General features: G+C 63.9%; 23 protein-coding genes. 6 read left to right on the top strand and 17 right to left on the bottom strand.

All coding sequences use genetic code 11. From position 1 onward, the window contains the following. Positions 1–44: 44 nt before the first annotated feature. The 5 genes from REH59_RS14125 to REH59_RS14105 all read left to right on the top strand — a co-directional run bounded on the left by REH59_RS14125 (position 45) and on the right by REH59_RS14105 (position 6,010). Positions 45–725: a C39 family peptidase gene (locus tag REH59_RS14125; protein WP_003253917.1), complete on the top strand. Its 681-nt coding sequence runs from the start codon at positions 45–47 to the stop codon at positions 723–725. 45 nt (positions 726–770) lie between these two features. After that, positions 771–1,523: a hypothetical protein gene (locus tag REH59_RS14120; protein WP_003253918.1), complete on the top strand. Its 753-nt coding sequence runs from the start codon at positions 771–773 to the stop codon at positions 1,521–1,523. A gap of 46 nt (positions 1,524–1,569) precedes the next feature. After that, a complete protein-coding gene (locus REH59_RS14115) occupies positions 1,570–2,850 on the top strand; it encodes a hypothetical protein (protein ID WP_004577464.1) in 1,281 nt (426 codons plus the stop codon). A gap of 135 nt (positions 2,851–2,985) precedes the next feature. Continuing rightward, a complete protein-coding gene (locus tag REH59_RS14110) occupies positions 2,986–5,187 on the top strand; it encodes an LTA synthase family protein (RefSeq protein WP_014861399.1) in 2,202 nt (733 codons plus the stop codon). A gap of 94 nt (positions 5,188–5,281) precedes the next feature. Further along, positions 5,282–6,010 (top strand): DUF899 domain-containing protein, encoded by a 729-nt coding sequence (locus REH59_RS14105; protein WP_014861398.1) that lies wholly within the window; start codon positions 5,282–5,284, stop codon positions 6,008–6,010. Positions 6,011–6,774: 764 nt separating this feature from the next. On the opposite strand, the gene ureG is transcribed toward REH59_RS14105, so the two are convergent. The 9 genes from ureG to REH59_RS14060 form a co-directional block, all read right to left on the bottom strand. Next, positions 6,775–7,398, bottom strand: coding sequence for an urease accessory protein UreG (ureG, locus tag REH59_RS14100; protein WP_003253923.1), 624 nt, complete (start codon positions 7,396–7,398; stop codon positions 6,775–6,777). An 11-nt stretch (positions 7,399–7,409) separates the two neighbouring features. Next, a complete protein-coding gene (locus REH59_RS14095; protein WP_014861316.1) occupies positions 7,410–8,084 on the bottom strand; it encodes an urease accessory protein UreF in 675 nt (224 codons plus the stop codon). Continuing rightward, entirely contained in the window at positions 8,084–8,629 is a 546-nt protein-coding gene (locus tag REH59_RS14090) for a HupE/UreJ family protein (RefSeq protein WP_003253925.1), read from the bottom strand. Before REH59_RS14090 ends, REH59_RS14095 begins: the two co-directional genes overlap by 1 nt. 18 nt (positions 8,630–8,647) lie before the next feature. Beyond that, positions 8,648–9,151 (bottom strand): urease accessory protein UreE, encoded by a 504-nt coding sequence (gene ureE, locus REH59_RS14085; protein WP_003253926.1) that lies wholly within the window; start codon positions 9,149–9,151, stop codon positions 8,648–8,650. Positions 9,152–9,160: 9 nt separating this feature from the next. Continuing rightward, positions 9,161–10,864, bottom strand: a complete 1,704-nt coding sequence (ureC, locus tag REH59_RS14080; RefSeq protein ID WP_014861315.1) for an urease subunit alpha — start codon at positions 10,862–10,864, stop codon at positions 9,161–9,163. Further along, a complete protein-coding gene (locus REH59_RS14075; protein WP_010953752.1) occupies positions 10,861–11,178 on the bottom strand; it encodes an urease subunit beta in 318 nt (105 codons plus the stop codon). Before REH59_RS14075 ends, ureC begins: the two co-directional genes overlap by 4 nt. Positions 11,179–11,197: 19 nt before the next feature. Beyond that, on the bottom strand, positions 11,198–11,500 hold the full coding sequence (locus tag REH59_RS14070) for an urease subunit gamma (protein WP_003253929.1): 303 nt from the start codon (positions 11,498–11,500) through the stop codon (positions 11,198–11,200). A 9-nt stretch (positions 11,501–11,509) separates the two neighbouring features. Beyond that, positions 11,510–12,343: an urease accessory protein UreD gene (locus REH59_RS14065; RefSeq protein ID WP_014861314.1), complete on the bottom strand. Its 834-nt coding sequence runs from the start codon at positions 12,341–12,343 to the stop codon at positions 11,510–11,512. Between the two features lie 277 nt (positions 12,344–12,620). After that, positions 12,621–13,535 carry a site-specific integrase gene (locus REH59_RS14060; RefSeq protein ID WP_014861313.1) on the bottom strand — a complete coding sequence of 305 codons (915 nt, stop codon included), beginning with the start codon at positions 13,533–13,535 and terminating at the stop codon, positions 12,621–12,623. A 215-nt stretch (positions 13,536–13,750) separates the two neighbouring features. Between REH59_RS14060 and REH59_RS14055 the strand changes: the two genes are divergently transcribed. Next, positions 13,751–14,932: an NnrS family protein gene (locus REH59_RS14055; RefSeq protein ID WP_014861312.1), complete on the top strand. Its 1,182-nt coding sequence runs from the start codon at positions 13,751–13,753 to the stop codon at positions 14,930–14,932. Between the two features lie 99 nt (positions 14,933–15,031). On the opposite strand, the gene REH59_RS14050 is transcribed toward REH59_RS14055, so the two are convergent. From REH59_RS14050 to REH59_RS14015, 8 genes are all read right to left on the bottom strand, one after another. After that, a complete protein-coding gene (locus REH59_RS14050) occupies positions 15,032–17,293 on the bottom strand; it encodes an ATP-dependent DNA helicase (protein ID WP_014861311.1) in 2,262 nt (753 codons plus the stop codon). Next, positions 17,290–18,939, bottom strand: a complete 1,650-nt coding sequence (locus tag REH59_RS14045) for a VRR-NUC domain-containing protein (protein ID WP_014861310.1) — start codon at positions 18,937–18,939, stop codon at positions 17,290–17,292. The genes REH59_RS14050 and REH59_RS14045 overlap by 4 nt, the downstream gene beginning before the upstream one ends. A 125-nt stretch (positions 18,940–19,064) precedes the next feature. Then, positions 19,065–20,372, bottom strand: coding sequence for an MFS transporter (locus REH59_RS14040; RefSeq protein WP_014861309.1), 1,308 nt, complete (start codon positions 20,370–20,372; stop codon positions 19,065–19,067). 99 nt (positions 20,373–20,471) lie between these two features. Continuing rightward, entirely contained in the window at positions 20,472–21,689 is a 1,218-nt protein-coding gene (locus tag REH59_RS14035) for a fumarylacetoacetate hydrolase family protein (protein WP_014861308.1), read from the bottom strand. Between the two features lie 20 nt (positions 21,690–21,709). Continuing rightward, the gene (locus tag REH59_RS14030; RefSeq protein WP_012052581.1) at positions 21,710–22,768 is read right to left on the bottom strand and encodes an Ldh family oxidoreductase; all 1,059 of its coding nucleotides are present in this window, start codon (positions 22,766–22,768) and stop codon (positions 21,710–21,712) included. Between the two features lie 35 nt (positions 22,769–22,803). Continuing rightward, positions 22,804–24,345, bottom strand: coding sequence for a UxaA family hydrolase (locus REH59_RS14025; protein ID WP_014861307.1), 1,542 nt, complete (start codon positions 24,343–24,345; stop codon positions 22,804–22,806). 146 nt (positions 24,346–24,491) lie between these two features. Further along, a complete protein-coding gene (locus REH59_RS14020; RefSeq protein ID WP_014861306.1) occupies positions 24,492–25,463 on the bottom strand; it encodes a LysR family transcriptional regulator in 972 nt (323 codons plus the stop codon). A gap of 27 nt (positions 25,464–25,490) precedes the next feature. Next, on the bottom strand, positions 25,491–26,438 hold the full coding sequence (locus REH59_RS14015; RefSeq protein ID WP_014861305.1) for a LysR family transcriptional regulator: 948 nt from the start codon (positions 26,436–26,438) through the stop codon (positions 25,491–25,493). Between the last annotated feature and the right edge of the window lie 50 nt (positions 26,439–26,488).

The raw sequence follows: 26,488 nt of genomic DNA, 5'->3' as shown, positions 1-26,488 counted from the left end.
CCCTTCGGGGGGCCTTTCTTCAACACACCCTAAGGCATCCGATCATGCGTATTTTCGCCTTGGCGTTTTTGCTGTGCCTGGCCAGCGTGAGCGAAGCTGCACAAATGCCGCTGTCCGTCCTGCCGGGCGGCGCTGTGGTGTTCAAACCGATCCAGAGCTTGCGTGAACGCAAGTTCGCCGACCTGGTGCAACAAAAGACCGACTTCAGCTGCGGCGCCGCCGCGCTGGCGACCATCCTGCGCCAGGCGTACTGGCTGGATGTGGACGAACATCAGATCATCGAAGGCATGCTGGCCCACGCCGACCAGGACCTTGTGCGTACGCAAGGCTTCTCGATGCTCGACATGAAGCGCTACGTCGAAAGCCTCGGGATGCGTGCCCGCGGTTACCGGGTGGCGCCTGAAACCCTGCACAGCGTACGCATTCCTGTCGTGGTGCTGATGGATGTGCGCGGCTACAAGCACTTCGTGGTCATGCAGAAAGTCGACAAAGGTTGGGTGTACATCGGTGATCCGGTGCTGGGCCACAGGCGATACAAGGTCGACGATTTCCTCAAGGGTTGGAACGGCATCATCTTCGCGGTGATCGGCCAGGGTTACGACAAGAACAACATCCTGCTCGACCCGCCCCTGCCACTGACCGCCAAGGGCCGGGTGAACAACTTCACCCCCGTGCAGGACTCAGAGCTGCTGGACTTCGGCTTCATCAGAAGCGACTTCTTCTAACGACTGTTCTAATGACAAGGAGCATGAGGCTCCAGGGAGCATTTCATGAAGACTTCATTGTGGTTGGCCATCGCCTGCCTGGCAGCCAGCCTGCCCAGTCACGCAGAGGCGTTGAAACCCATCGAACTGAAGGACCAGGAGCTGGCCAACCTGCGGGGCCGCTATGTGATGCCCGGACGAATCGTGAGCTTCGGCATTGTCATGTCCAGCACCTGGCAAAATGCAAAAGGGGATGTGATCGGAGCAACGTCCACGCTGCAAGTTCAGCAATCGACCATCAAACCCCAGTTCTATGTATCGATGATCGATAGAAAAGGCGCAGGTACGGCGCCGAGCAGCGCGTCTGCGGCCGGGACTGGCGTGGTAACGGGCGGCAACGGCCTGACCACCACCGAAGGTGTGACCCAGGTGGTCCGTGCAGCCGGTGACAACAACGCCGCTTACAACAACGTCGACATCAACGTGACCAAAGCCAACCAGGCCCCCGCTGCACAACAGCAAGGCCAGGTACTGGCCGCCGGCCAGACCCTGGTCGGGGAAAATGGCGCCGGCGCGCTCAGTGTCTCCTCAAGCGGTGTGGGCGTGCAGCTCAACATCAATGCCAGCAATAACCAGGGCAGCAGCGTACAACGCCTGGCCCAAGGTGGCCTGTTGCAGAACTCGACGCTGCTTGGCAACGGCAACCTGGTCAACAACGTCACCACCCTGAACGTTGTCATGCGCGAGAGCGTGCCGACAGCGGCTTCCCTCAACGGTAGCCTCGACCAGCTCAAAGGTCTTCGCACCTTCGGATACTGATCTACGCTCAGTCTCATCAAAAGTAGTTGGAAGGGACGGCAACTCCATGTACCGATCTTTTACGCTCAGAGCTTTTGTGTGCTTGACTACCTTGGCCCCCGCCACCGCACTTTACGCAGCCGCCGACCCACAAGTCGAAGCGCTGAAACAGGAACTGATTGAACTCAAACGCCGCTATGAGGCACAGCAACAGGCACTGATGGTGCTGGAGCAACGTGTGCGCCAGGTCGAGGAGGCCCCTGCTGCCGCGCAACCCAAACGCTTGGTCAAGTCTCCGGCCGAAGGGGTGAAAGGTGCGCAGACCGTCGCCTCTGGCGCACCGGGCACTACAGGGAGCTCCTACGGCCAGGCGCTGACAGCCGATTCCGAGCCGGCGCAAAGCGTTTCCAACCTGTATGACGAAGCCAGCGGATTCTTTGGCGGGGGCAAGTTCAGCTTCGAAACCGGCGTTACCTATACCCATTACGATACCCGTGCGCTGACCCTCAATGGCTTTCTGGCACTGGACTCGATCTTCCTCGGCAGCATCAACCTTGACCGGATCAAGGCTGACAACTGGACCCTGGACATGACCGCGCGCTACAACCTGGCGCAGCGCTGGCAGTTCGATATCAACGTCCCCGTGGTTTACCGCGAGTCCACCTACTCGTCTGGCGGTGCGGGGGGAGCCGGGGCAACCACTTCCGATGCCAGCGTGACCCGCGACCCGGAAATCGGCGATATCAACGTCGGGGTGGCCTACAAGTTCCTCGACGAGGACGAAACCTGGCCTGACGCAGTGGCCACCCTGCGAATCAAGGCACCGACCGGCAAAGACCCCTATGGCATCAAACTGCGCGAGGTGGACGGCAACAACAACCTCGCGGTACCGGAAAGCCTACCGACCGGCAACGGTGTATGGTCGATCACACCGGGCATCTCGCTGGTCAAGACCTTCGACCCGGCCGTGCTGTTCGGCAGCCTGTCCTACACCTACAACATGCAAGACTCGTTCAGCGACATCAGTCCGCAGGTGAACAGCAAGGTGCCGGGTGACGTCAAGCTTGGCGACTCGTGGCAGATCGGCGGTGGCATCGCCTTTGCCCTTAACGAAAAGATGAGTATGTCGTTCTCGGTATCCGACCAGTTCGCCCGCAAGAGCAAGATCAAACCTGATGGCGGCGACTGGCAATCGATCTCCAACAGTGACTACAACGCCGCCAACTTCAACATTGGCCTGACCTTCGCCGCCACCGACAACCTGACCATCGTGCCCAACCTGTCCATTGGTCTGACCGATGACGCACCTGACTTTTCTTTCAGCCTGAAATTCCCTTATTACTTCTGATAGTTGCCATCGGCCGGGCCTGTGCGAACGGGCCCGGCTTTGGTTACAAGCCTTGTAACCGGCCGCCTTCCCTGCCCAGGCCTGATATCATCAATCACAGATGCATGACGATTTAATGGCAAAAGGGAAGTTTTTGTGAAGAACCTGTCCGACCACCCAAGCACCCGGCTTGCCGCTTTGGCGGCCCTGGTGCTGGTGATCCCACTGGGTACGCGCGCCATGCTGGGTTGGTCCAACCCGTTCGGTTACCTGTCCGATCTCGCCCTCGGCAGCCTGTTGATAGTGCTGCTACACCGCAGGCCGTGGTGGCTGGCGCTGCCCGTGCTGCTGGCCTGGGCGGCGCTGTGGGTGGCCTCGGCCGAGCTGGTAAGCGCAGTGGGCCGACTGCCCACCAGCGCCGACCTTAATTACCTGACCGACCCGCAATTCATGGAGAATTCGACCGGTGGCGGCCTGGCCCATGCCTGGCTGCCCTGGGCCCTGGGTGGCGGCCTGCTGGCCTGGCTGGCCTTTGCGTGGCGCAGCCGTGCACGGCGTAGCCAGCCACTGCCGCGCAAAGCCTGGGCCATACCCATACTGCTGTTCGGCGCGCATTGGGGCAGCCAGCAGTTGCTACCTTCCGATGCCGACCAGTGGCGGCAATACAACCTCCCCCACCAGTTGATGTCTGCCGGGGTCGGTAACCTGCAACGCCAGGTCGAAGGCTGGATGGGCCGCACGCAACCCTTCACCCCGCTGGCCAGCAGCGGCCTGACTCAATCCGACCTGCATGGGCAAAGGCTGCTTGCCGGCCCGGGAAGCGCCCGCAACTTGCTGGTGATTACCCTGGAAGGCATCCCGGGCGCCTACCTGCAGCCTAACCGCCAGGCGCTGAACAGCCGTTTCAACGACGACTTGATGCCCAAGCTCAGCAAGTGGGCCGAGCGCGGCATGAACACCCCAGACTACGTGCTGCACACCCACCAGACCATCCGTGGCCTGTATGCGATGCTGTGCGGCGATTACGACAAGCTGGCCAACGGCACGCCCAAAGGCGTAGAACTGCTGACCCAGAACGAACGCAACCAGGCCTGCCTGCCGGCGCAATTGCGCCAGGCCGGCTTCACCACCCACTATCTGCAAGGCGCGGGGCTGCGCTTCATGGCCAAGGACCGCATCATGCCGCACATCGGTTTCGATGCGGTGCATGGCCAGGAGTGGTTCGCCAACAAGAACTACCTGGACTTCCCGTGGGGCAAGGATGACCGCGCCTTCTTCGAAGGTGCCCTGGGCTATGTGGGCCAGTTGCAGAAGCAGGACAAGCCATGGATGCTGACGTTGCTCACCGTGGGCACCCACCAGCCCTATTCGGCGCCGGCCGAGTACCTCGAGCGCTTCGACACACCGAAACAGGCAGCGGTCGCCTACCTGGATGACGCAGTCGGGGCATTTCTTGACAATCTCGAGCACCAGGGCGTCCTCAAGGACACACTGGTGGTGGTGACTTCCGACGAGTCCCACGGCATCGATGGCGTGCGCCTGGCCTCGTCCTGGGGCTTCAACCTTACCCTGGCGCCAGAGCAGGCCCAGCTGCCAACCATCAAGCGCGGCACCTACGGCCATATCGACCTGGCCACCTCGCTGCTCGACTACTTCGCACTGCCCATTCCCGTCGCGCTTGGCGGTCGCTCGCTGTACCGCGACTACGACAGCGGCCGCGAGATGATCTCCTACACCAACGGCATGCTGCGCTACCACAACGGCCAGGGCCTGTTCACCGAATGTGACTTCCAACAGCGCTGCCGGCGTTATGCCAGTGAGGGCTTTATCGCCGACCAGGCCCGCTACCTCGGTCCGGCCGACAGCCTGCTGGGCCAACAGATCGGCGCCTTGGCCGGGGTGCTCGACCAATCCTTGCTGCAAACCCCGCTCAACCTGCGCTACCAGTTCGGCGGCCCTTCGCCGATCAAGTTGCGCAAGCGCATTGACGATGACTGGGCCGACAACCTCATTGGCGCCCAGTATCTGGAAATGCCCGGAGGCTCGCATACCCGCGTGCGGGTCAAGGTCCGCTCGCTGGACCCTGAACGTGCGGCTTATATCCGGCTCAAGGCCAAGCAGTTGGAACAGGACGTGCCGCTGGGCCTGCCAGAAGAGGTAAAGGTCACTGCCGACGCGCCACTGGAGATGGAGTTCAGCTTCGACAACCCGACCGAGCGCAAGGCGTTTTCCTTCCACTTGCTGGGCTATGGCGGCGGCAAGGTAGAAGTCAGCGACTTCAGCGTGATCACCGCCCTGCCGGGTGAGGATGACGGCGCCGATGAGCTGGCCGAGGGGCATATCGCTCATTCGGGCTAAGCAGGTACCGCTCATCGCCCGGTCACCGGTGCTTGTCGAATCGACCTGGTCGTACTCGACCAAGGTGTGAATCCCCCAGCGAGGAGACAGCACCATGAGCACCCGCGAAAGCAGGCACCCGGTGGTTTCCCGCAGCCAGTGGCTGGCAGCTCGCCAGCAACTGTGGCTGCACGAAAAGGCGTTTACCCACCACCGCGACGCGCTAGCTGCAGCCCGTCGCGCCCTGCCTTGGGTAAAGGTCGAGCAGGATTACCGCTTCTTCGGCCCGAACGGCGCGTTGAGCCTGGCCGACCTGTTCGCAGGCCGCAGCCAGTTGTTGCTTTACCACTTCATGTTCGCCGAGGGTTGGAGCGAGGGCTGCCCCGGCTGCTCTTTTCTGGCCGACCACTTTGACGGCGCCAACCTGCACTTGGCCCACCACGATGTGTCGCTGGTGACGGTGTCACGGGCCCCGTATGCTGAATTTCAGGCATTTCGCCAGCGCATGGGCTGGCAGTTCCCGTGGTATTCGTCGCATGGCAGCCCCTTCAACGAGGACTTTGGCGTCAGTGTCGGCAGTGAAGGCCAGCGGCAGTACAACTATGAGCCGTATGAGGGCAATGAAAGCGAGCTGCCCGGCTTGAGTGCGTTTTTCCGCGAAGGCGACGGCAGCGTGTACCACACCTACTCAACCTACGCCCGCGGGCTGGACATTCTGGTCAACACCTACAACTTCCTCGACATTGCGCCACTGGGGCGCAATGAAGGTGGGACCATGGACTGGGTGCGGCACCATGACCGCTATGAAGGGCAACCGGACAAGCCTCACTGTTGTCACAAATGATGCAGGCAACACACACCTGTGGGGCAACTGTCTTGATCAACATTCGAAGGCTTGCGCGGTCGCCCCGTAGGAGCGGGTTCACCCGCGAAAGGGCCGGGCCTGCTGGCCAATCTCCACCAGCCGTTCACCGTCGCCGCCGCTACCGTATTCGCGGGTAAACCCGCTCCTACACCTGATCGGGGTGGACACACATCGGTGATTGGACACAGCCCGTCGTGTAGGAGCGGGTTCACCCGCGAAAGGGCCGGGCCTGCTGGCCAATTTCGACCCGCCGTTCACCGTTGCCGCCGCTACCGTATTCGCGGGTAAACCCGCTCCTACACCTGATCGGGGGTGGACACACATCGGTGATTGGACACAGCCCGTCGTGTAGGAGCGGGTTCACCCGCGAAAGGGCCGGGCCTGCTGGCCAATCTCGACCCGCCGTTCACCGTTGCCGCCGCTACCGTATTCGCGGGTAAACCCGCTCCTACACCTGATCGGGGTGGACACACATCGGTGATTGGAAACAGCCCGTCGTGTAGGAGCGGGTTCACCCGCGAAAGGGCCGGGCCTGCTGGCCAATCTCCACCCACCGTTCACCGTTGCCGCCGCTACCGTATTCGCGGGTAAACCCGCTCCTACACCTGATCGGGGGTGGACACACCTCGGTGATTGGACACAGCCCGTCGTAGGAGCGGGTTCACCCGCGAACACCGGCAGAGCCGGTGCCATCCACCGCGTTGGTCTCTGTGCGGACATGCCCGCACAGAGACCTCGATCTGTCAGGCTCGCACACCCAGCATCCCGCGCTCGACGATAAAGTCGATCACCGCCTGCAACCCCTCGCCCTTCTTCAGGTTGCTGAAGGTCCAGGGCCGCTGCGGCCGCATGCGCTGGGTGTCGCGCTCCATCACCTCCAGTGAAGCCCCTACATAAGGCGCCAGGTCGGTCTTGTTGATCACCAGGAAGTCGGACTTGGTAATGCCTGGGCCGCCCTTGCGCGGGATCTTCTCGCCCTCAGCCACGTCGATCACATAAATGGTCAAGTCAGCCAGCTCCGGGCTGAACGTGGCGCTGAGGTTGTCACCGCCGCTTTCCACGAAAATGACTTCGAGGTTACCGAACTTGCGCGCCAGCGCTTCGACCGCCGCCAGGTTCATCGAGGCGTCTTCACGAATGGCCGTGTGCGGGCAGCCGCCGGTTTCAACGCCAACGATGCGCTCCGGCTCAAGGGCGCCGGCCTCGGTGAGGATGCGCTGGTCTTCCTTGGTATAGATGTCGTTGGTAACCACGGCAATCTGGTAGTGATCGCGCATGGCCTTGCACAGTGCTTCCAGCAGAGCGGTCTTGCCAGAGCCGACCGGGCCGCCGACACCGACGCGCAGGGGTTGTTGATAGCTTTGCATGCAGGCAGTCCTCAGGAACGGAACAAACGGGTGTATTGGGTTTCGTGACGCGATGAAGCGATGGCCAGCAGCGGCAGGCCGCCGCCAAGCTGGTCATCGCCCAGGGCCAGTGCCTGGTCCAGTGCAGCGGGCAAGTCGGCGCCAAGGTCGCGCAGCAAGGTCTGGGCAGCCTGCTGGCCGAACGGCACCAGCTTGACCCCGGCCATGACTGCACCCTCCAGCCAGGCAAAGCCATGGCCCAATGCCAGCTGGCGCAGCGGGATGGCCCAGTGTGCAGCCAGCCAGGCCATGCCGCCCAACTGGGTCAGCTCAAGGCTGGTGCGCCAGGCGGGTGCCTGGCCCAGTTGCCAGCCGTCGAGCAACCGCGCCAGCGCTGCGCCGCGCTGCTGTTCTTCCAGGCGCAGCTCGGCGGTTTCGCGGTTGGCCAGCAAGAACCGGCTCCAGTGACCGAACGCTTCGGCGTCCTCAGCCTGGCAGGCGTGGTACAGACGCGCCAGCACCGGCCAGTCGAGGCAGGCCAGGGTGTCGTGAACCTGCTCACGCTGCCAGCCGGCAAAACTGTCCACGCCCCGAACCCAGCCGGCCTCGACCGCCCACTCCAGGCCTTGCGAATAGGTAAAACCACCCACCGGCAAGCCGGGGCTGGCCAACTGCAGCAGGCGCAGCAGCGCCAGGTCGCTGTTCATCAACCGGCCAGCACCAGCGCGGCGCCGGCCAACAGGCCACCGCCAAAGGCCTTCTGCAGGCCGCTGTGGCGGCGCAGCAGGCAACCGACTGCAAAGCCCGCCGCCAGCAGCAAGCCGCTGACCACGACAAACCCCGCGCTGAATTGCCAGAACGCGCTCGGCGTGGCTTCTACGCCATGTGCCCAACCATGGAACAAGGCGAACACCGGCATGGCCATGGCCAGCAGCGACTGGCGGCTCGGCAGCAGCACCGCCCCGGCAGCCACCAGCAGCGACACGGCAATCAGGGTTTCCATGCCCAGCACATCGCCGAACAGGTGACCGCACACGGCGCCACCGAACATGGCCGCCAGGGTCGCCAGGGGCAATGTCAGGTTGCGCCGGGTCAACGCGGCGAGCACGCCGGTGCCCAGCAGCATCAGCAGGTGATCAAGCCCGGTCAGCGGGTGCAGCAGGCCGTCCTGCAGCGGGTTGCTGTCATGGCCCGGATGGGCGAAGGCTGGCAGTGCCAGCATCAACAGAAACAGGGCGAAAGTCTTTTTCATCGGTTGCTCCAGGGCAGTTCAGGAATGGGCAGGCAAGCGTACGAACGGGTGATCGTGGCCATGGGCATGGCTGTGGCTGTGGCCATGCGGTGCACTTTGGTAAGCGCCCGCTTCAGGCTCGAACGGGGCCTGTTCGGCCTCTACCGTCAGGCCCAGCCCCCGCAGCATGTCGTCCAGCACATGGTCGTGTTGGAAGCGCAACAGCCCGGGTTCGATCTGCAGCGGCACATGGCGGTTACCCAGGTGGTAGGCGGCGCGGGCCAACAGGTGTGGATCGGCACAGCGCACCGTCGACACCGCCTCGGGCGCCGCCAGCACGCGGATCAGCTGGGTGCCCTCGGCATCGGCCAGCAGTTCACCTCCGCGCAGCAGGTGGCCGCGCTCCAGCATCAGCCCGGCTTCGCGGCCATCGTCCAGGGTTACTCGCAGGCGGCTCTTGATACGGCTGTCCACGTCGAGGGTGACAGTGCCACTGACAACCCGCGTACCGGGTTCGGAGATACGGCGGCTCAAGACAATCATTTGTGCTCCTCAGAACAGGAAATAGCGCTGGGCCAGCGGCAGTTCGCTGGCCGGCTCGCAGACCAACAGCTCGCCATCAGCACGCACCTGATAGGTCTGCGCATCGACTTCGATCAGCGGCTGCAGGGTGTTGTGGACCATGTCCGGCTTGCGTACCCGCCGGCAGCCGTTGACCACGCCAATCAGGCTGCGCAGGTTAAGCTCCTCTGCCAGCCCGCGGTCCATTGCCGCCTGAGGCAGGAATGTCATGCGTGTGGCATGCCGCGCCGCGCCCAGCGCGCCGAACATCGGCCGATAGTGCACCGGCTGGGGGGTGGGTATGGAGCCGTTGATGTCGCCCATGGGCGCGGTGACGATCATCCCGCCCTTGAGCACCAAAGCCGGCTTGACCGCAAAGAACGCTGGCGACCACAGCACCAGGTCGGCCAGCTTGCCGACCTCCACCGAGCCCACTTCGTGACCGATGCCGTGGGTGAGTGCCGGGTTGATGGTGTACTTGGCGATGTAGCGCTTGACCCGGAAGTTGTCGCTGTACGGGGTGTCCGGTGCCAGCGGCCCGCGACGCAGCTTCATCTGGTGCGCCACCTGCCAGGTGCGCAGCACCACCTCGCCAACCCGGCCCATGGCCTGGGAGTCGGACGAGGTCATGGCAAAGGCGCCCATGTCGTGGAGGATGTCCTCGGCAGCGATGGTTTCGCGGCGAATGCGCGACTCGGCGAAGGCCACGTCCTCGGCGATGCTCGGGTCCAGGTGGTGGCAGACCATGAGCATGTCCAGGTGCTCGTCCACGGTGTTGATCGTGTACGGCAGGGTCGGGTTGGTCGAGGATGGCAGCACGTTGGCCTGCCCCGCCGCACGGATGATGTCCGGGGCATGGCCGCCACCGGCACCTTCGGTATGGAAGGTGTGGATGGTGCGGTCGCCGATGGCCGTCAACGTGTCTTCGATACAGCCCGACTCGTTGAGGGTGTCGGTGTGAATCGCCACCTGGATATCCATTTCCTCGGCCACGCCCAGGCAACAGTCGATGGCTGCTGGCGTAGAGCCCCAGTCTTCATGCAGTTTGAGCCCGACAGCACCTGCGGCAATCTGCTCGCGCAGCGCGTCCGGCCGCGAGGCATTGCCCTTGCCCAGCAGCCCGATGTTGATCGGCAAGCTGTCGGCGGCCTGCAACATGCGCGCAAGGTACCAAGGGCCGGGCGTGCAGGTGGTGGCATTGGTGCCAGTGGCCGGCCCGGTTCCACCGCCGATGAACGTGGTGACACCGCTGTTCAATGCCTCGTCCACCTGCTGCGGGCAAATGAAGTGGATATGCGAATCGACCCCCCCGGCGGTGACGATCTTGCCCTCGGCCGCGATCACCTCGGTCCCCGGCCCAACCGGCACGTTCACGCCCGGCTGCACATCGGGGTTGCCGGCCTTGCCGATCACCGCAATGCGTCCATGCTTGATGCCGATGTCGGCTTTGACGATGCCCCAGTGGTCGATGATCAGCGCATTGGTCAACACCAGGTCCATGGCCTCGGCCGCCAGCATCTGGCCCTGCCCCATGCCATCGCGAATGACCTTGCCGCCGCCGAACTTCACCTCTTCGCCGTAGATCGTGAAGTCTTTCTCGACCTCCACCCACAGCGCAGTGTCGGCCAGGCGCACGCGGTCGCCAACCGTGGGGCCGAACATGTCGGCATAGGCCTGACGGGAAATACGGCTCATGCCCTGCCCTCCAGCGCGCCCATCACCTTGCCCTGAAAACCATAGACCTCACGCTTGCCGGCGTAAGCCACCAGTTGCACGGTACGCGCCTGACCCGGCTCGAAGCGCACGGCAGTGCCGGCCGGGATGTCCAGGCGAAAGCCCAGGGTGGGCGCACGGTCGAATACCAGCGCGTCGTTGACCTCGTAGAAGTGGTAGTGCGAGCCGACCTGCACCGGCCGGTCGCCATGGTTGGCCACACTGACGCTGACCGTTTCTCGGCCACTGTTCAACTCGATGTCGCCCGCGGCGACCTGGATTTCACCTGGGATCATGCGACGCTCCTTGGCGGTTTCAGACGATGGGGTCATGCACGGTCACCAACTTGGTGCCATCCGGGAAGGTCGCTTCGACCTGCACGTCGTGAAGCATCTCAGCGATACCGGGCATCACTTGCTCACGGGTCAGCACTTCACGCCCCAGGCTCATCAGTTCGGCGACTGTGCGGCCATCGCGGGCGCCTTCGAGCACCGCGGCACTGATCAGCGCCACGGCCTCCGGGTAGTTGAGCTTCAGGCCACGGGCCAGCCGCCGCTCCGCCAGCAGCGCGGCAGTGAACAGCAGCAGTTTGTCTTTCTCTCTCGGGGTAAGCTCCATGGTGCTCTCTCAGGTAGCCCAGATACGCGGCGGGCAGGCTGGCAGGCCAAGGATGGCCGGGCGCAGCACATGCCACAGGCGTTGCAGGGTGCGTTGCAGGTGTTGGTTGTCATGGTCGAGCACGCGGATCACCAGCAACGACCCGAGCAGGGTCGCACCGGCCGGGTTGCCCAGTTCATCGAGTAGCGGGCGCACCTGCTCCAGCACGGCCTGATCGGCAGGTGCGGCGCAGAAGGTGGCGAGTAGCGGATGCCCACCCAGCTTGCCCAGGTGCCCGCCTGCGAGCCGCAGGCGCTCATGCAGGCCAACCTCGTCAGGCAGTTCGATGTGCAAAAGGCTGTCGAGGGCGCCGTGGTCGAAACGCTCGTTCATGACCGGACGGCCCAGGCACAGGGTTTCCCAGGCCAGCAGGCGGGCGCCCGGCTCGAGGGTAAAACGGCTGGCGAGGCTGGCGCGGGTGCCGGAGAAGAAGATGCTGTCCTGCGGCAGCCACTCCAGGGTGCTGCCCGCGGCCAGATGAAAGCGTTGGGTCAACCGCGCGGTCGGGCCAATGCTGCGGTAGAACTTGCTGGCGCCGGGCATGGTCAGCAGCGCGTGGCTACCCGGCTCCAGGTGAATGTCCAGTTCCAGGCGGTCGCCGGCGACGATACCGCCTGGCGGGTGCAGGACATAGACATGGCACGGCGCACCTTCAGGATAGAACGGCCGCTGCACCAAAAGAGGTCCGAAATGCTTCCACGCACCAAGGCGGGTCACGCCGTCACGCTGGACAAAGCGCAACTGCAGGTGAGCACTCCAGCCTGCATCGTCTTGCTGTTGTTCGATCTGCTCCGCGAGCGACATCCTGCGGCCCCTGAAATCCGTGGCCTGCTGGCCGTTTAGAGGGTCCGGCGCGGGCGCCTGCTAGCGCGCACGGCCTGACCACTCGATCAAATTCGCAGGCTGGATATAGCAGGTTGCGGGCCAACTTCGCAGGTGAACGATGATGAAACCTGTGCGGTGCCCGCTCTGGCATCGGGCATGCGGGGCAATGGCGCACAAAGCAGGGGCGTATGTCGGCCCTGTTTCGGTGCCGGCATACGTGAAAAGGGGGCTGCTTTGAGCCCCACAATTTCAAGCCTCAGTAATCGAAGCGGTCCACAGCACGCCGACGCTCGTTGTCATCACGCCGGTCATAGATGGCCGTGGTCTGTATATTGGCGTGGTGCGCCAGCTTCTGCGCAATCGACAGGTCGTGCTCTTCGATCACCCGGGTAATGAATGCCCGGCGAAAATCGTGCGGCATGATCTTCACCCCCACCTGCGCGCCGCGCTGGCGGGCAATGTAGTAGATCGCATGCTTGGTAATGCGCGCCCGGGTAATGTGGTTGCCGCGACGGATGCGGTTGAACAGGAACGGGTCATCTTCCGCCCCGGCAGGCAGCTCCTGGCGGCGCAGTTCAAGCCAGGCCTGCAGCTTCTCGAACGCCCACGGCGGTGCGTACTTGACCAGCTGGTGGTTGCCCTTGCCCACTACCTGCAGGCTGCGCGCCTCGAAGTCGACCTGGTCGAGGTCGATGTCGACCGACTCCGACTTGCGCATGCCGGTGCCGTACAGCAAGGCAATGATCGCCGCATCACGTACCCCCTGTGGCCGCGGGTCGGCGGCGCACACATCCATCAGCTCGCGGATCAGGCTGCGGCGCAGGTTGCGCCCTGGCGGCAGGCGGCTGCCCGTGGCGGGCTTGACCTCGCGAATACGCAACAGCTGCTCGTGGTCGATCAGGCCCTGACGCCAGGCCTCGTTCATCACCCCGCGAATCGCGTTGACGTACAGCGACGAGCTGTTGGGCGCGAAGCCATCGGCACGCAGGGCAGCCACCAGTGCAATCACATGGCCCGGCTCAAGCCGATGCCAAGGCACATCGACAATGTTGCAGTCGACAAAACCTAGCCGGTCGGCGGCGTCCTGAAGAATGTAGCGCATGGTTTGCTGACTGGATGGGGCCAGACGGGCCATGTACTGCAGCAGCGGATTTTTCGAGAGGTCGGACAAAACGTGAATCCTGTAGCGAAGCGTCAGCCGGCACTGAACCAGGCAAACCCTGAAGCAAGTCAAAACGACATACAAGCCAGTCTGAATGACCGCAACACACGCGTGTCATTCGGACCCTGAGAAGTGCCATCACCTTGATATTCAAGGGCTTTGCAACTGGCACGGATCGTGATCTTACCCCAATTGAAGCCTACTGAACGAACCAAGGACTGCCCATGCTCTTGCAACCCACTGCTTCACGCCCACGCCAAGCCGTCTGGAGCCTGGGTTTTCGCCCGTTCTTCCTGGGTGGCAGTTTGTTTGCGCTGACCGCCCTGCTGTTGTGGGCTGGCGTACTGGCTGGGGCACCGGCCCCTGCACCGCCCGGGGGTATGCTCGCCTGGCACCGCCACGAGATGCTTTTCGGCTTCGCCGCCGCCATTATCGCGGGTTTTCTGCTGACCGCCGTGCAGAACTGGAGCGGCATCCCAGGCTTGAGCGGGCGGGCGCTGCAGGGTGTGTTCCTGCTTTGGCTGCTGGGGCGGGTAAGCTGGTTTATGCCACTACCGGGTAGCTTGCTGGTACTGGTCGAGGGCAGCTTCCTGCCATTGGTGGCATTGAGCCTGGCACGACCGGTCCTGCAACGGCGCCTGCGCAACAACTACCCGATCGTCGTACTGGTGCTGTTGATTGCCGCCTGCCAGTGGCTGACCTTGGCCGGCTGGTTGCACCAGGACGAACTGTGGCAGCGTCGTGGAATATTTGCCGGGCTGTGGCTGGTGACGGCGATGATGACCGTACTCGGCGGCCGGGTCATACCATTCTTTACCCGCCGTGGTCTGGGTCACCTTGACGCGGCCCCTGCCCGCCCATGGCTGGACCGAGCCTGCCTGTTGCTCGGCGTCGCAGTACCGCTGGCGTTTGCCACCGGCCTGGCCGATACGCCGCAAGCAAGCCTGGCGGTGCTGTTTTTTGCCTTGTTCGCGCTGCATGCGACCCGACTGGTGCTGTGGCACGACCGTGGCCTGTGGCGCGTACCGTTGCTATGGTCGCTACACCTGGCCTACGCCTGGCTCGCCCTGGCCTGCCTGGGCATGGCGTTGTGGCATAGCCGGGTGGCCCTGAGCCCGAGCCTGGTGACCCACGCGCTGACCGTTGGCGCCATGACCGGGCTGATCCTGGCTATGATGGCGCGGGTCAGCCTGGGCCACACCGGCAGGCGATTGCAGGTGCCGACCAGCATTGCCTGGGCCTTTGCCCTGATGCAACTGGCGACCTTGGCCCGGGTGATTCTGCCGCTGTTCACATCGCTGGGGGTAAGCGTTTCGGCACTGTGCTGGAGCCTGGCGCTGTTGCTGTTCCTGCACCATTACCTGCCCATCCTGCTGCGGCCCCGGGCAGACGGAATGCCCGGTTGACGTGCTTGGGCCGCCGTGCGGCGGTGTGCCATGAGGGGAACTTGGTGGGTGGTTTGCTCACCCTCCTGATTGCGTCTGATCGCCAAAGGCGAAAGACCGCTAGACAATAGCCGCCGCCCACCACCCTGGAAACATCTGCTGCACCCGGGGCTCGGCGAAGCGTTCGTCAATCAGCACCAGTACGCCGCGGTCCTGGTCACCTCGAATAACCCGGCCCGCCGCCTGGACCACCTTGCGCACGCCCGGGTAGAGGTACGCGTAATCGAAACCCGCGCCAAATTGCCGCCCCAGGCGCTGTTTGAACTGCTCGTTGACCGGGTTGACCTGAGGCAGCCCCAGGGTAGCGACAAACGCACCAATCAGCCGCGTGCCGGGCAAATCCACCCCTTCGCCGAAAGCGCCGCCCAATACGGCAAAGCCCACACCTCGGCCATCGGCGACAAAGCGATCGAGAAATGCCTGGCGAGCTGCCTCGTCCATGCCCGGCTCCTGTGACCACAGCGGAATCTGCCCATGCTGCTCGGCCAACAGCCCTGCCACCTGTTGCAGGTATTCGAAGCTGCTGAAGAACGCCAGGTAGTTACCCGGCATGCGCTCATACTGCCGGGCAATCAGGTCAACGATCGGCGCCAGGGAGGCTTGGCGCTGCTGGTAACGGGTGGACACCTGGCTGGCAATGCGCACCTCCAGCTGTTCGGCACGGAACGGCGCGGCCACGTCCAGCCAGGCGGTATCGGCTGGCATGCCCAGCAGGTCGCTGTAGAAGTGCCGTGGGCTCAACGTGGCGGAAAACAGCGTCACACTGCGCGCCGCCTGCATGCGTGGTGCCAGCAGCCGCGCCGGGGTGACATTGCGCAGGCACAGCGTGGCCAGCCGCCGCTTGCGCGGGCCCTGGCGCTGGCTGATGTCGAACAGAAAGTGCTCGTCGAACAGCTCGGCAACCCGGCAGAACTGCAAGGCCTGATAGTAGAACTGCAACACCTGGGGGTCCATGTGCGTGGGGGCCTGGTTCATCTGCTCCTGAATCACCCCGACGCACTGCTGCAGGGCGCGCAGCAGGCCTTCAGGCAGCGACTCACTGGCCTGGTACGGCGCACGCTGCTCTTTATACAGCGCGTTCCACTGCCTGTTCAGGCGGTCCAGCGCACTGACCAGCCCAGGCGGTTTGCTCTGGCGCAACGCCAGCAGCTGGCCCTGGTCAAGGCTGGCGCTATACATGCCGCGCCCCCGCTCGACCAGGTTATGCGCTTCGTCCACCAGTACTGCCACTCGCCACTGGTTGAGCTGGGTCAGGCCGAACAGCAAAGCATGCGCATCGAAGTAGTAGTTGTAGTCGGCGACCAGCACGTCGGCCCAGCGCGCCATCTCCTGGCCCAGGTAGTACGGGCACACCTGGTGCGCCAAGGCTACTTCACGCAGGTTGGCGCGGTCGAGCAACGGCAGTGCTGCCGCAGCCTCGCGCGCAGCCGGCAAACGGTCGTAGAAACCTGCGGCCAATGGGCAGGACTCACCATGACAGGCCTTGTCCGGGTACTCACAGGCTTTGTCGCGGGCGATCAACTCCAATGTGCGCAGGGCAGGTTGGGCCGTGGCATCGGTGATCTGGCGCAGGGCATCCAGTGCGAGTGCCCGGCCTGGTGTCTTGGCGGTGAGAAAAAACAGCTTGTCCAGCTGCTGCGGCACCATGGCCTTCAGCAGCGGGAACAAGGTACCAAGGGTTTTGCCAATGCCGGTGCTGGCCTGGGCCATCAGGCAACGGCCGGTGCTCACCGCTTTGTACAAGGTTTCAGCCAACTGCCGCTGGCCCTTTCGGAACTGTGGGTAGGGGAAACTCAGCGCCAGCAGGCCTTGGTCACGGTCGGCCAGGCGTCGTTGCTGCGATCGGGCCCAGCCCAGAAAGCGCTGGCACTGGGTTTCGAAGAAGGCCTGCAACTCGGCAGCCGAACAGTGCTCCGTGAACAGCGTCTGGCTGTCGCTGTCCACGTCGAGGTACACCAGCGCCACCTCGATGGCGGGCAGTTGTCGTGCCTGGCACATCAACCAGCCATAGACCTTGGCCTGCGCCCAGTGCAACTGACGGTGATTGGCCGGTTGACGCGCCAGATCGCCACGGTGCGTCTTGATCTCTTCCAGGCGATTGCTGCCAGGGTCATAGCCATCGGCGCGGCCCCGCACCCTGAGGGTTTCGAACTGGCCTTCAAGGGCGATTTCCGACTCGTAGCCAGCAGCCCGCCGTGCCACCACCCGCTGATGCCCTTCGATACCCTCCTGGGCGGTGGGCGATGGCGTGAAGCGCAGGTCCAGGTCGCCGACCTTGGCGCTGAACTCACACAAGGCGCGCACCGCTACGCTGTAGCTCAAGGCGTTTCGCTCCAGCGCACGTGGCACACCGCGACCGGCAGGCCGTGCTGCCTGCAGAACTCCAGCCAGCGCAGCTGATTGTCCTGCAGGCGGTCACCGGGCCCCTTGACCTCGACCATGCGATAACGGCCCTGCTCGGGCCAGAACTGAATCAGGTCGGGCATGCCGGTACGGTTGTTGCGAATGTCCTGCAACAGGCGCAGGAAACATTGCTTGAGCGCCGCGGCCGGCAGGCAAGCCAAGGCCTGCTCCAGCAGTTCCTCGCTGAGCATGGACCAGAACACGAACGGCGACTGCAGCCCCTGTTTGGCCACGTAGCAGTCGAGAATCGCCTGCCGATGGCTACCCTCGTCGAGCCTCCCGAGGCAGCGTTCGAACAGTGCACTGCGCCGTTGCTGGAAGTCGCTGTCGTGCAGGTCCTGTGGCGCGGCCTGGAACGGGTTGAAGAATGCGCCGGGCACCGGGGCGAAGATGGCCTCCCAGCACAATAGGCCAAACAGGCTGTTGAACAGCGTGTTTTCCACGTAATGCGCCTGCCCCCCCTCTTGCATCAGGTGCTGACGCACGGCTTCTTCAACGCCCAGTGCAGCGTCCCCGCGGGGCAGTTCGAGCTCGATCAGTTCCAGCGGCGTGGTGCGCTGGCGCCGCTGTGGCGGGCCGCCGAGTTTGCGCGCCAGGCGTGGCAGCATGCGCTGCAGCGCCTGCACCTCCAGCGCGTTGGCAGGTGCCGCAGCCAGTTGCACCGCCAGTGCATGGGCCTGGTGCCACTGTTCGCTGCGCTCCAGCACCCTCACCTGGCGAATGCGCGCCTGGGGATGGTTGCATTGCGCATACACCGCCGTGGCCAGGTCCCATTCACCCAGGCGTTCGCATTGTTGGCCCACGGCGAATTGCAGCCGCGCATGGCGCCGGGCCAGCCAGGGGTTGCTGCTGTGCAGGCCCTGCAGGGTGGCAAGGATCGGCAGGGGGTCGCCGCCCTGCTCCAGGCGCTCGGCGCACTGGTGCAGCGCCATGGCCAGGTCGACATCGTCACGTTGCTGCAAGGCACGCGAATCGGAGCTGAACGGCACCTGCTCGTAACGCAGCAAGCCCAGGTCGGCAAGGACGAAGTCTGACCAGTCCTGGTACAGGTTGCCGAAGAACAGCAGGCGCATGCGGTCGCACAGAGGTTGCAGGCACCACTGGAGGATGCGCACCTCGCTGTCAGGAAACCACTCGACCAGTGACCGGGCCGCCAGCGCCAGGGGTTGCAGCTGTGCCAACAACTCATGCTTGGCCGCGCGCGGGCGGTTCAGTTGCCGGGCGAAGCAGCGGGCCAGTTCTTCCTTGCGCAGCAACGCGAACAGCTGTTCAAGGTCCAGTTGCTCGGGCTCCCGTACCCAGCCGAGGGCCAGCAACGGCTGCAGCGCCAGTGCAGTATCGCCGATTTCGGCGTAGTCGAGCCGATCGCTGCGAAACAACTCGCCTTTGCGCATCACCATGCGCACCATCAAGGCCTGGGCTGGCGCTTGCAGTTGACTGAAGGCACGGATGAAGGCCAGTTCCTGGTCATCGAGCAGGTCCTGGTAGCGCTGTTCGACCCACAGCACGACCTGGCGGAAGTTATGCAGGTAGTAGAACGGGTCGTCGACGGAATGGGCGATCACGGGCGGAAGTCAGATGGCGGCAACAGGTACTGTTTATACATACAGATACCCCTCCATGACAAGCGCCGCGGGTCGCGTCACAATCAACCAAGGGTTCAGGGGCTGCACTGCAGCCCCCGTAGCGTTCACGCCTGTTCAGTTGCGCCAGCCATCCCGCCCGCCTCGACCTTGGCACTGCCAATGGGTGCCTGTAGCAGCAGGAAATACGCCACCGCCGAGCACAGCGCCACCACCGCGCTGATCATGAACGCCGTGGTGAACGAGCCCGAGTACTGGATGCTGAAGCCCGTCGCGATCGGTGCCACCGAGCCTGCGATGTAACCGCCGAAGTTCTGGATCGAGCCAAACGAGGCCACGCGCTGGCTGTCGACAATGGTGTTGACGATCATCCAGGCGGTGGCACTGGCCATATTGATGCTGAACAGCGCCAGGCAAAGCAGCATGATGCACCCCGTCAGGCCGGTGACGAACGACAGTGGCAAGGTGAACAGCGCTGCCAGCACCAGGCCAGTGATGACACTGAACTTGCGGCTGCCCAGCACGCTCATGCCACGCCTTACCAGCCAGTCACAGAAGCGCCCGGCAACGATGGTACCTGCCGCACCGAAGCCATACGCCAGCGACACCACCCAGGCGGTCTTGTACAGGTCCAGGCCATGCTCGCGCTCGAAGTAGCCCGGCAGCCAGGTCAAGTGCAGCCAGAGCATGTAGATCACCCCCATGAAACCCAACACCGCGCCCCAGGTACTGCGGTGCTTGAACAGATCAAGCCAGCCGGCAAAGTACGAAGCCTTCGGCGCGGTTGCCGTGGCGGCCGCAGCCTGGCGCTCACTCGGCAGCGGTTTGCCCTCGGCGGCAAGCTCTGCCAGAAAACGGGCCTTGCTCTTGTAGAAGGTCAGCCAGCACAGCGCCAGCACCACGCCGATCACGCCGGTGATGATGAACATGCCGCGCCAGCCAAAGTTGACCATGAACAGCGTCAGCAACGGCGGCGCCAGGCAGGGGCCAAGACAGGTCGCCGACCAGACCACACCGGTCGGGGTGCCGCGCTCGTTGGCGTCGAACCACTCCGACAATGCCTTGGCCGCCGATGGGAACATCGGCGCTTCGCCAATCCCCAGCAACACCCGCAGGCCCATGAAACCGGCAAAACTGTTGACCATGCCAAACGCCGCCTGGGCAACCGACCAGCCCAGCAACGAGGCGCCGAGGGCGATCTTGCTGCCCAGGCGGTCGATGATCATGCCCATTGGCAACTGGGCAAAGGCATAGGCAATGGAAAACGCCGACAACAGGATGCCCATCTGCGACGGGCTGATCATCATGTCTTTCTGGATGGAGGTGTTGGCGATCGACAGCGCACTACGGTCCAGGTAGTTGACGATGCCGATCAGCAGCAGGAACACGACGGTAATGCGCTGGTACTTCTTCATTGGGTTCATGTGATGACCTTTATTATTATTGTTGCCGCGCTGTCAGCGCCTTGACGATCCCTCGATGATGCTGCGCCCCTCCCTGACGCAGCGAGCCGTTCAAAGCGGGCGGGCGGTGGCCGCAACCTCCAGCAGGCCACGCCGGCCGAGGTTGTCGATCAACGCGCGCAGACCGAAGTCCCACTGCGGTGCCAGATCGCTGGTGGTCACGCGGTTGCACAGGGTACCCAGTTGCGGGTTGCTGATGCTCACCACGTCACCCGGTTTGTGGGTAAAGCCGTTACCCGGCTGATCGCGGTCCTGCTTGGGGGCGAACAGGGTACCGAGGAACAGCACCAGGCCGTCAGGGTACTGGTGGTTTTCGTTGAGGGTTTGCTGCACCAGGTCTTGCGGGTCACGGCTGATCTGGCGCATGGAACTGCGCCCGGCGAGGATAAAGCCGTCCTCGCCTTCCACCCGCAGGTCCACCTCGGCAGCACGCACATCGTCCAGGCCGAAGCTTTCGTCAAACAACCGCAGCAGCGGGCCCAGTGCAGTGGAGGCGTTGTTGTCCTTGGCCTTGGACAGCAGCAACGCGCTACGCCCTTCGAAGTCACGCAGGTTGACGTCGTTGCCGAGCATGGCGCCCTTGATGCTGCCATTGCTCGACACGGCCAGCACCACTTCCGGTTCTGGATTGTTCCAGCTGGACTTGGGGTGGATGCCGATGTCGGCGCCGTGGCCAACCGCGGACAGCGGTTGGGCCTTGGTGAACACTTCGGCATCCGGGCCTATACCCACCTCCAGGTACTGCGACCACAGGCCCTGCTCTACCAGCACCTTGCGCAGCGCTTCGGCCTGAGCCGAGCCGGGCACGATCTGCGACAGGTCGGCGCCGATGCGGCTGGCCAGGGTGTCACGGATGGCGTCGGCCTTGGCCGGGTCGCCCTTGGCTTGTTCTTCTACCACACGCTCCAGCAGGCTGGTGGCGAAGGTCACACCAGCGGCCTTCACCGCTTGCAGGTCGATCGGCGCCAGCAGCCACGGCTGGTGCGGGGTGCGCCGTGCGGGATCGCTGTTGCCCAGCAATGCCGGCAGCGCAATCAAGGGTTCGGCCAGCGGCAAGGCACGCAGGTAGGCCACCGGATCGTCCACTTCCAGCAGCGCCGAGACGGTCGCCACGTGGGTGCTGATGTCGTAGACAGCGCCGGCTTTCACCAGCACCACCGCCGGCCCCTGCTCCGGCAACCAGACGCGCCCTACCCAGCTGCCGCTGTCAAAAACGCTGGCATCATGGTTCAGTGGCAGCGGTTGATTGGCGTTCGTTCGATCAGTCATCTGTGTTCCCTTGCTGTGCATCATTGGAAAAGTCCCGGCAGTTGCAACTGCCCAGCCACGCGCTCAAGGTCGGCTATCAACTGCGGCGAAAGGCTCACGCCCTGCTCCACGGCCTGGCGACGCAGGGCAAGGCCTGCTTGCCCGGGCAGGCGTACCGGGCGTTCGGGGTCGAGCGGGCGGCTTGCCAGAACCAATCCCCCCAGGAAGCTGGTTTCGTCGAGGAACGCCTCCAGGCCGCCGAACATGCGCGGGTCAATCACCAGCGCAGTGGCCGAGGCGCCCCACTGGTCCGGTGCATCCTTGCGCCCATGGCCGGCCAGCCCCGAGGTCAGGGCTTCGACCAACAGCGCAAGGGCAAACCCTTTATGGCCAAAGGCCTGGCCGCCGAGCGGCAGGATGCTACCTTGCGGGCGGGTAAAGAAATCGCCCGGGTCATCGCTGAGCTGCCCGTCATTGCTCACCAGCACCGGGTGCGGCAGACGTCGGCCGGCATCGCGGCATTGGCCGACCAGGCCGAGGGTGACGGTGGACATGCTGACGTCCAGCAGGATCGGCTCACCCTGGGTCGGGATACCGGCAGCAATCGGGTTGGGGGTGTACACCGGGTCGATGCCACCATGAGCACAGACCAACCCCACCGACGGATCCGACGAGTAGACGATGGCCAGCAACCCTTGGTCGGTGTATGGCTTGAGGTAGGCGGCCAGGCAACCGATATGGGCAGCGCGGCGTACTACCGCAATACCGATGCCCTGCTTGGTCGCGCCCGCGGCCGCGCAATCCAGTGCCCGGCTGACGCAATAGGGCCCCAACACGTAGTGGCCGTCGAACAGGCTGGAAACACCACTGTCGGCGACCTGTTCCAGCGCCTGCGCGCGGGCCTTGACCTGCCCGCTGAGCACACCGTCGATGTAGCGGCTGACCAGGTTGAGGCCATGGGTACGGTGGCCGAGCAGTTCGCCTTCGAGCAGCACCCGGGTCACCACCTGGGCGACCTCCACGTCGGCTCCGGCTTTCATGAACAGTTGCTCGACAAACGTGGTAAGCGTTTGCACGTTGTACCGTGTGGTTTGAATCATTGCAGTTGCCTCGCAAATGGGACGGGAGCGGTCAATCAGGTCACGGCGCCGATCTGCCACGGGACGAACTCGTTTTGCCCGTAGCCGTGCTGTTCGCTCTTGCTGCGTTCCCCGGAGGCAATGCGCAGCATCTGCTCGAAGATGAATGCGCCGCGCTCTTCGATGCTGGTGGAGCCATCGGCGATGCCGCCACAATTGACGTCCATGTCCTCTTGCTGGTGCTCGAACACCCGGTTGTTGGTTGCCAGCTTGATCGATGGCGCCGGGGCACAGCCGTAGGCCGAGCCGCGGCCGGTGGTGAAGGCGATCAGGTTGGCCCCGCCGGCCACCTGACCGGTGGCCGAGACCGGGTCGTAGCCGGGGGTGTCCATGAACACCAGGCCCTGGGCACGCACGGCTTGCGCGTACTGATACACATCGACCAGGTTGCTGGAACCTGCCTTGGCCGCTGCGCCCAGGGATTTCTCGAGGATAGTGGTCAGCCCCCCTGCCTTGTTGCCGGCCGAGGGGTTGTTGTTCAATTCGGCGTTCATACGCTGGCAGTAGTCTTCCCACCAGCGAATGCGCGCCACCAGCTTCTCCCCCACCTCACGGCTTACCGCGCGGCGCGTGAGCAAGTGCTCGGCACCATAGATTTCCGGGGTTTCGGAGAGAATGGCGGTACCACCGGCGGCCACCAGGCGGTCAACGGCATTGCCCAGTGCCGGGTTGGCGGTGATCCCCGAATAGCCATCTGAGCCGCCGCACTGCAGGCCGACCACCAGGTGGCGGGCACTGACCGGCTGGCGCCGTACCTGATTGGCCTCGGCCAACAGCGCCTTGACCTGGGCGATACCGGCAGCGATGGTTTTCGAGGTGCCCCCGATCCCTTGGATGGTAAAGGCGCGCAGTTGCGCACTCGCCTGCAGGCCCTGGGTTTCCAGCAGGGTTTCGATCTGGTTGGTTTCGCAGCCCAGGCCGATGATCAGCACGGCAGCGAAGTTGGGGTGGACGGCGTACCCGGCCAGGGTGCGGCGCAGCAGGCCCAAGGCTTCACCGCTCGGGTCCACTGCGCAGCCGGCACCGTGGGTCAGGGCGACCACACCGTCGACATTCGGGTAGTCGGCCAGCACCTCGGGGTGAATGTCACGGCGGAAATGGTCGGCCACGGCCCGGGCCACGGTTGCCGAACAGTTCACCGAGGTGAGAATGCCGATGTAGTTGCGGGTAGCGACACGGCCATCGGCGCGCACGATGCCCTGGAACTGCGCGGCGCAGCCTGGCAGGCTGCGGGTATCGACACCAAACGCGTAGTCGCGGGCAAAATCGCCCATCTGCACGTTGTGCACGTGCACATGGTCGCCAGCGTCGATCGCCTGGGACGCAAACCCGATGATCTGCCCGTAACGGCGCAACGGCTGGCCTTGCGCCACAGGCTCGGTGGCGAGCTTGTGGCCTGAAGGGATGGGCTGGCGCACGGTAATCGCCTCGGCATCCAGGCGCACGCCCGGCGCCAGGGCCTGGCGGGCGATGACGACGTTGTCCAAAGGGTTGAGGCGGATGACGGCGGGGTCACCGGATTTGGCAATCAGTTGCATGGGACCTCTCAGGGCGGAGCGGCTGACTTCTTGTTATGGCTGTCGCCACTGTAAGAAGCCTGGTGCCGCATTCCCAATGAGATGATCCGATCGAGCGATAACCTGGAGTTATCGCAAGGGTATTTGGGTGCGTGATCTTAAATCGGCTAGGGGTGGAACGCAGCATCTGCCGGAGATTGCCGCCGTCGCTGCGCGCCCTCCAGCAGAATCTCGACAAACGCCCTGGCGGAGGCGCTCAGCGGTTCATCCTTGCGGGTGACCACACCATACTCCAGCGCGGGCACCTGCAAAGGGCTGCGCAGCTCCTTGAACTGCCCGCTGGCCAACTGCGCGGCCACCATCGAGCGCGGCAGCATGGCAATCATCGGTGCCGATTGCAGCAACTGCAGGAACATGGGCATGGAGATGGTCTCCACGCAGTCGGCAGGCGTGGCGATTCCGGCCACTCGGAACGCCTGCTCCAGGCGGTTGCGGATCGGCGTACCCACCGGGTACAGCACCCACGGCCAATCGCCTAGTGCTTCCAGCGGTGTGTTGTCGAGCCGGTTGAGCGGATGCTCACTGTTCACCACCAGGCTGAAGGGTTCAGGCTCCAGCGGCTGGAAGTCGAACAGCTGACCGAAGCGTTCCTCGGTGAAGCGGCCAATCATGATGTCCAGCTTGTTCTGCTCGAGCATGGTCAGCAGGTGATCGCTGGAATGCTCCACCACTTCAATCGACAGTAACGGGCTTCGCGCCTTGATGGCGGCGATGGCCTGCGGCAATACCAATGCGGTCGCGGCAAAGATCCCGCCAACGCGGATGAAACCGTGCCCGCCGTTGCGCAGGCGGTTGACCTGGTCGACGAACTGTTGCGACTCGGCCAGGGCACCCTGGGCGTACCGCACCACGTATTCACCCAGCTCGGTGGGTGGCATGCTGCGCGGCAGGCGCTCGAACAGGGCGAAGCCGAACTGCTCCTCAAGGTCACGCAGCATTTTGCTGAGCGCCGGCTGGCTGAGGTTCATGCGCGTGGCGGTGGCGTGCATGTTGCGCGTGCGCGCCAGCGTGTCGATCAACACCAGGTGCTTGTAGCGGATCCAGTTGCAAAAGCTGGAATGGGTCATGTCCGGCGGCATAGACGCAGGGCCTCATGCAGGTGAAAGTTATTGTGCCCGCAGGTAACGCAGCAAGGTATCAAGGGCAACCGAGTTGGGCCGCGAGCGCAGGGTCAGCACGCCGAGGTTGGCCATCGCCAGTGGCAACTCCACCGGCAGGACGGCGACCATGCCATAGCGGGCATAATGCTGGGCCACGTCATTGGGCACCACCGCAATCATTTCGGACGCTTCGAGCATGGCAGTGGTCGCCAGGATCGAAGCGGTTTCGACGATATCCAGCGACTGCACCATGCCACCGGCCTGCAATGCGCTTTCGACGCGACGGCGCATCGGGCTGCCGATGGGGTGCAAGATCCACGTCAAGCTCACCAGGTCGGCCAGCTGCAGCCCTGTGGCTGTCGCCAAGGGATGACCTGCGCGAGCAATTACACGCATCTGCTCACCGCCGTCGAACAGCTCGATATTCAGTTCCTGGCTGTCGCTCTGGTCCGGCAGGCGCCCCACCACCATATCGAAATCACCGCGTAGCAAGGCCGGCAGCAAGGTGTCGCTGGTGCCCACCTCCAGCGAGATACGCACCTTGGGCTGGTCGCGCTTGTAGGCCAGCACCGCCTTGGTCAGCACGCCCGGTACCGGGCCCATGACGCTGCCCACCCGCACCAGGCCCAACGCCCCGCGCGCCAGTTCGGCGATTTGCGCCTGGGCATGATCGAACTCATGCAATGCGTTTTGCGCATAGCGAATCATCACCTCGCCATACAGCGTCGCTTGCATCCCCCGGGGCAGGCGCTCGAACAAACGTACCCCCAGGCGCTCCTCAAGCTGCTGTAGCAACAGGCTGGCGGCCGGTTGCGTGGTGTGCATCGCGGCGGCGGCGCGGCGCAGGTTGCCGAATTCGCCCAGGGCATTGAGCAACGTGATCTGACGGCTGGAAATCTTCAAGGCACCGAGGCCGGCAGGCGCCTGGGCCTTGTCAGGTGGCAAGCGAGACATATCGAATCCGGTATCACTGATTAAGATTTGGCGATTATGCCTGTATCGCT

Origin of the sequence: Pseudomonas sp. BO3-4, assembly GCF_034044115.1 — a bacterium.
GTDB lineage: Bacteria > Pseudomonadota > Gammaproteobacteria > Pseudomonadales > Pseudomonadaceae > Aquipseudomonas > Aquipseudomonas alloputida.
Note: the sequence above shows the minus strand (reverse complement) of the source record. Positions and strands in the feature narration are given on the sequence as shown.

Excerpts from the sequence above, each read along its gene's own strand:
- REH59_RS14125 (WP_003253917.1), top strand. The coding sequence starts at position 45 with ATGCGTATTTTCGCCTTGGCGTTTTTGCTGTGCCTGGCCAGCGTGAGC.
- REH59_RS14120 (WP_003253918.1), top strand. The coding sequence starts at position 771 with ATGAAGACTTCATTGTGGTTGGCCATCGCCTGCCTGGCAGCCAGCCTG.
- REH59_RS14115 (WP_004577464.1), top strand. The coding sequence starts at position 1,570 with ATGTACCGATCTTTTACGCTCAGAGCTTTTGTGTGCTTGACTACCTTG.
- REH59_RS14105 (WP_014861398.1), top strand. The coding sequence starts at position 5,282 with ATGAGCACCCGCGAAAGCAGGCACCCGGTGGTTTCCCGCAGCCAGTGG.
- ureG (WP_003253923.1), bottom strand. The coding sequence starts at position 7,398 with ATGCAAAGCTATCAACAACCCCTGCGCGTCGGTGTCGGCGGCCCGGTC.
- REH59_RS14095 (WP_014861316.1), bottom strand. The coding sequence starts at position 8,084 with ATGAACAGCGACCTGGCGCTGCTGCGCCTGCTGCAGTTGGCCAGCCCC.
- REH59_RS14090 (WP_003253925.1), bottom strand. The coding sequence starts at position 8,629 with ATGAAAAAGACTTTCGCCCTGTTTCTGTTGATGCTGGCACTGCCAGCC.
- ureE (WP_003253926.1), bottom strand. The coding sequence starts at position 9,151 with ATGATTGTCTTGAGCCGCCGTATCTCCGAACCCGGTACGCGGGTTGTC.
- ureC (WP_014861315.1), bottom strand. The coding sequence starts at position 10,864 with ATGAGCCGTATTTCCCGTCAGGCCTATGCCGACATGTTCGGCCCCACG.
- REH59_RS14075 (WP_010953752.1), bottom strand. The coding sequence starts at position 11,178 with ATGATCCCAGGTGAAATCCAGGTCGCCGCGGGCGACATCGAGTTGAAC.
- REH59_RS14070 (WP_003253929.1), bottom strand. The coding sequence starts at position 11,500 with ATGGAGCTTACCCCGAGAGAGAAAGACAAACTGCTGCTGTTCACTGCC.
- REH59_RS14065 (WP_014861314.1), bottom strand. The coding sequence starts at position 12,343 with ATGTCGCTCGCGGAGCAGATCGAACAACAGCAAGACGATGCAGGCTGG.
- REH59_RS14055 (WP_014861312.1), top strand. The coding sequence starts at position 13,751 with ATGCTCTTGCAACCCACTGCTTCACGCCCACGCCAAGCCGTCTGGAGC.
- REH59_RS14040 (WP_014861309.1), bottom strand. The coding sequence starts at position 20,372 with ATGAAGAAGTACCAGCGCATTACCGTCGTGTTCCTGCTGCTGATCGGC.
- REH59_RS14035 (WP_014861308.1), bottom strand. The coding sequence starts at position 21,689 with ATGACTGATCGAACGAACGCCAATCAACCGCTGCCACTGAACCATGAT.
- REH59_RS14030 (WP_012052581.1), bottom strand. The coding sequence starts at position 22,768 with ATGATTCAAACCACACGGTACAACGTGCAAACGCTTACCACGTTTGTC.
- REH59_RS14025 (WP_014861307.1), bottom strand. The coding sequence starts at position 24,345 with ATGCAACTGATTGCCAAATCCGGTGACCCCGCCGTCATCCGCCTCAAC.
- REH59_RS14020 (WP_014861306.1), bottom strand. The coding sequence starts at position 25,463 with ATGCCGCCGGACATGACCCATTCCAGCTTTTGCAACTGGATCCGCTAC.
- REH59_RS14015 (WP_014861305.1), bottom strand. The coding sequence starts at position 26,438 with ATGTCTCGCTTGCCACCTGACAAGGCCCAGGCGCCTGCCGGCCTCGGT.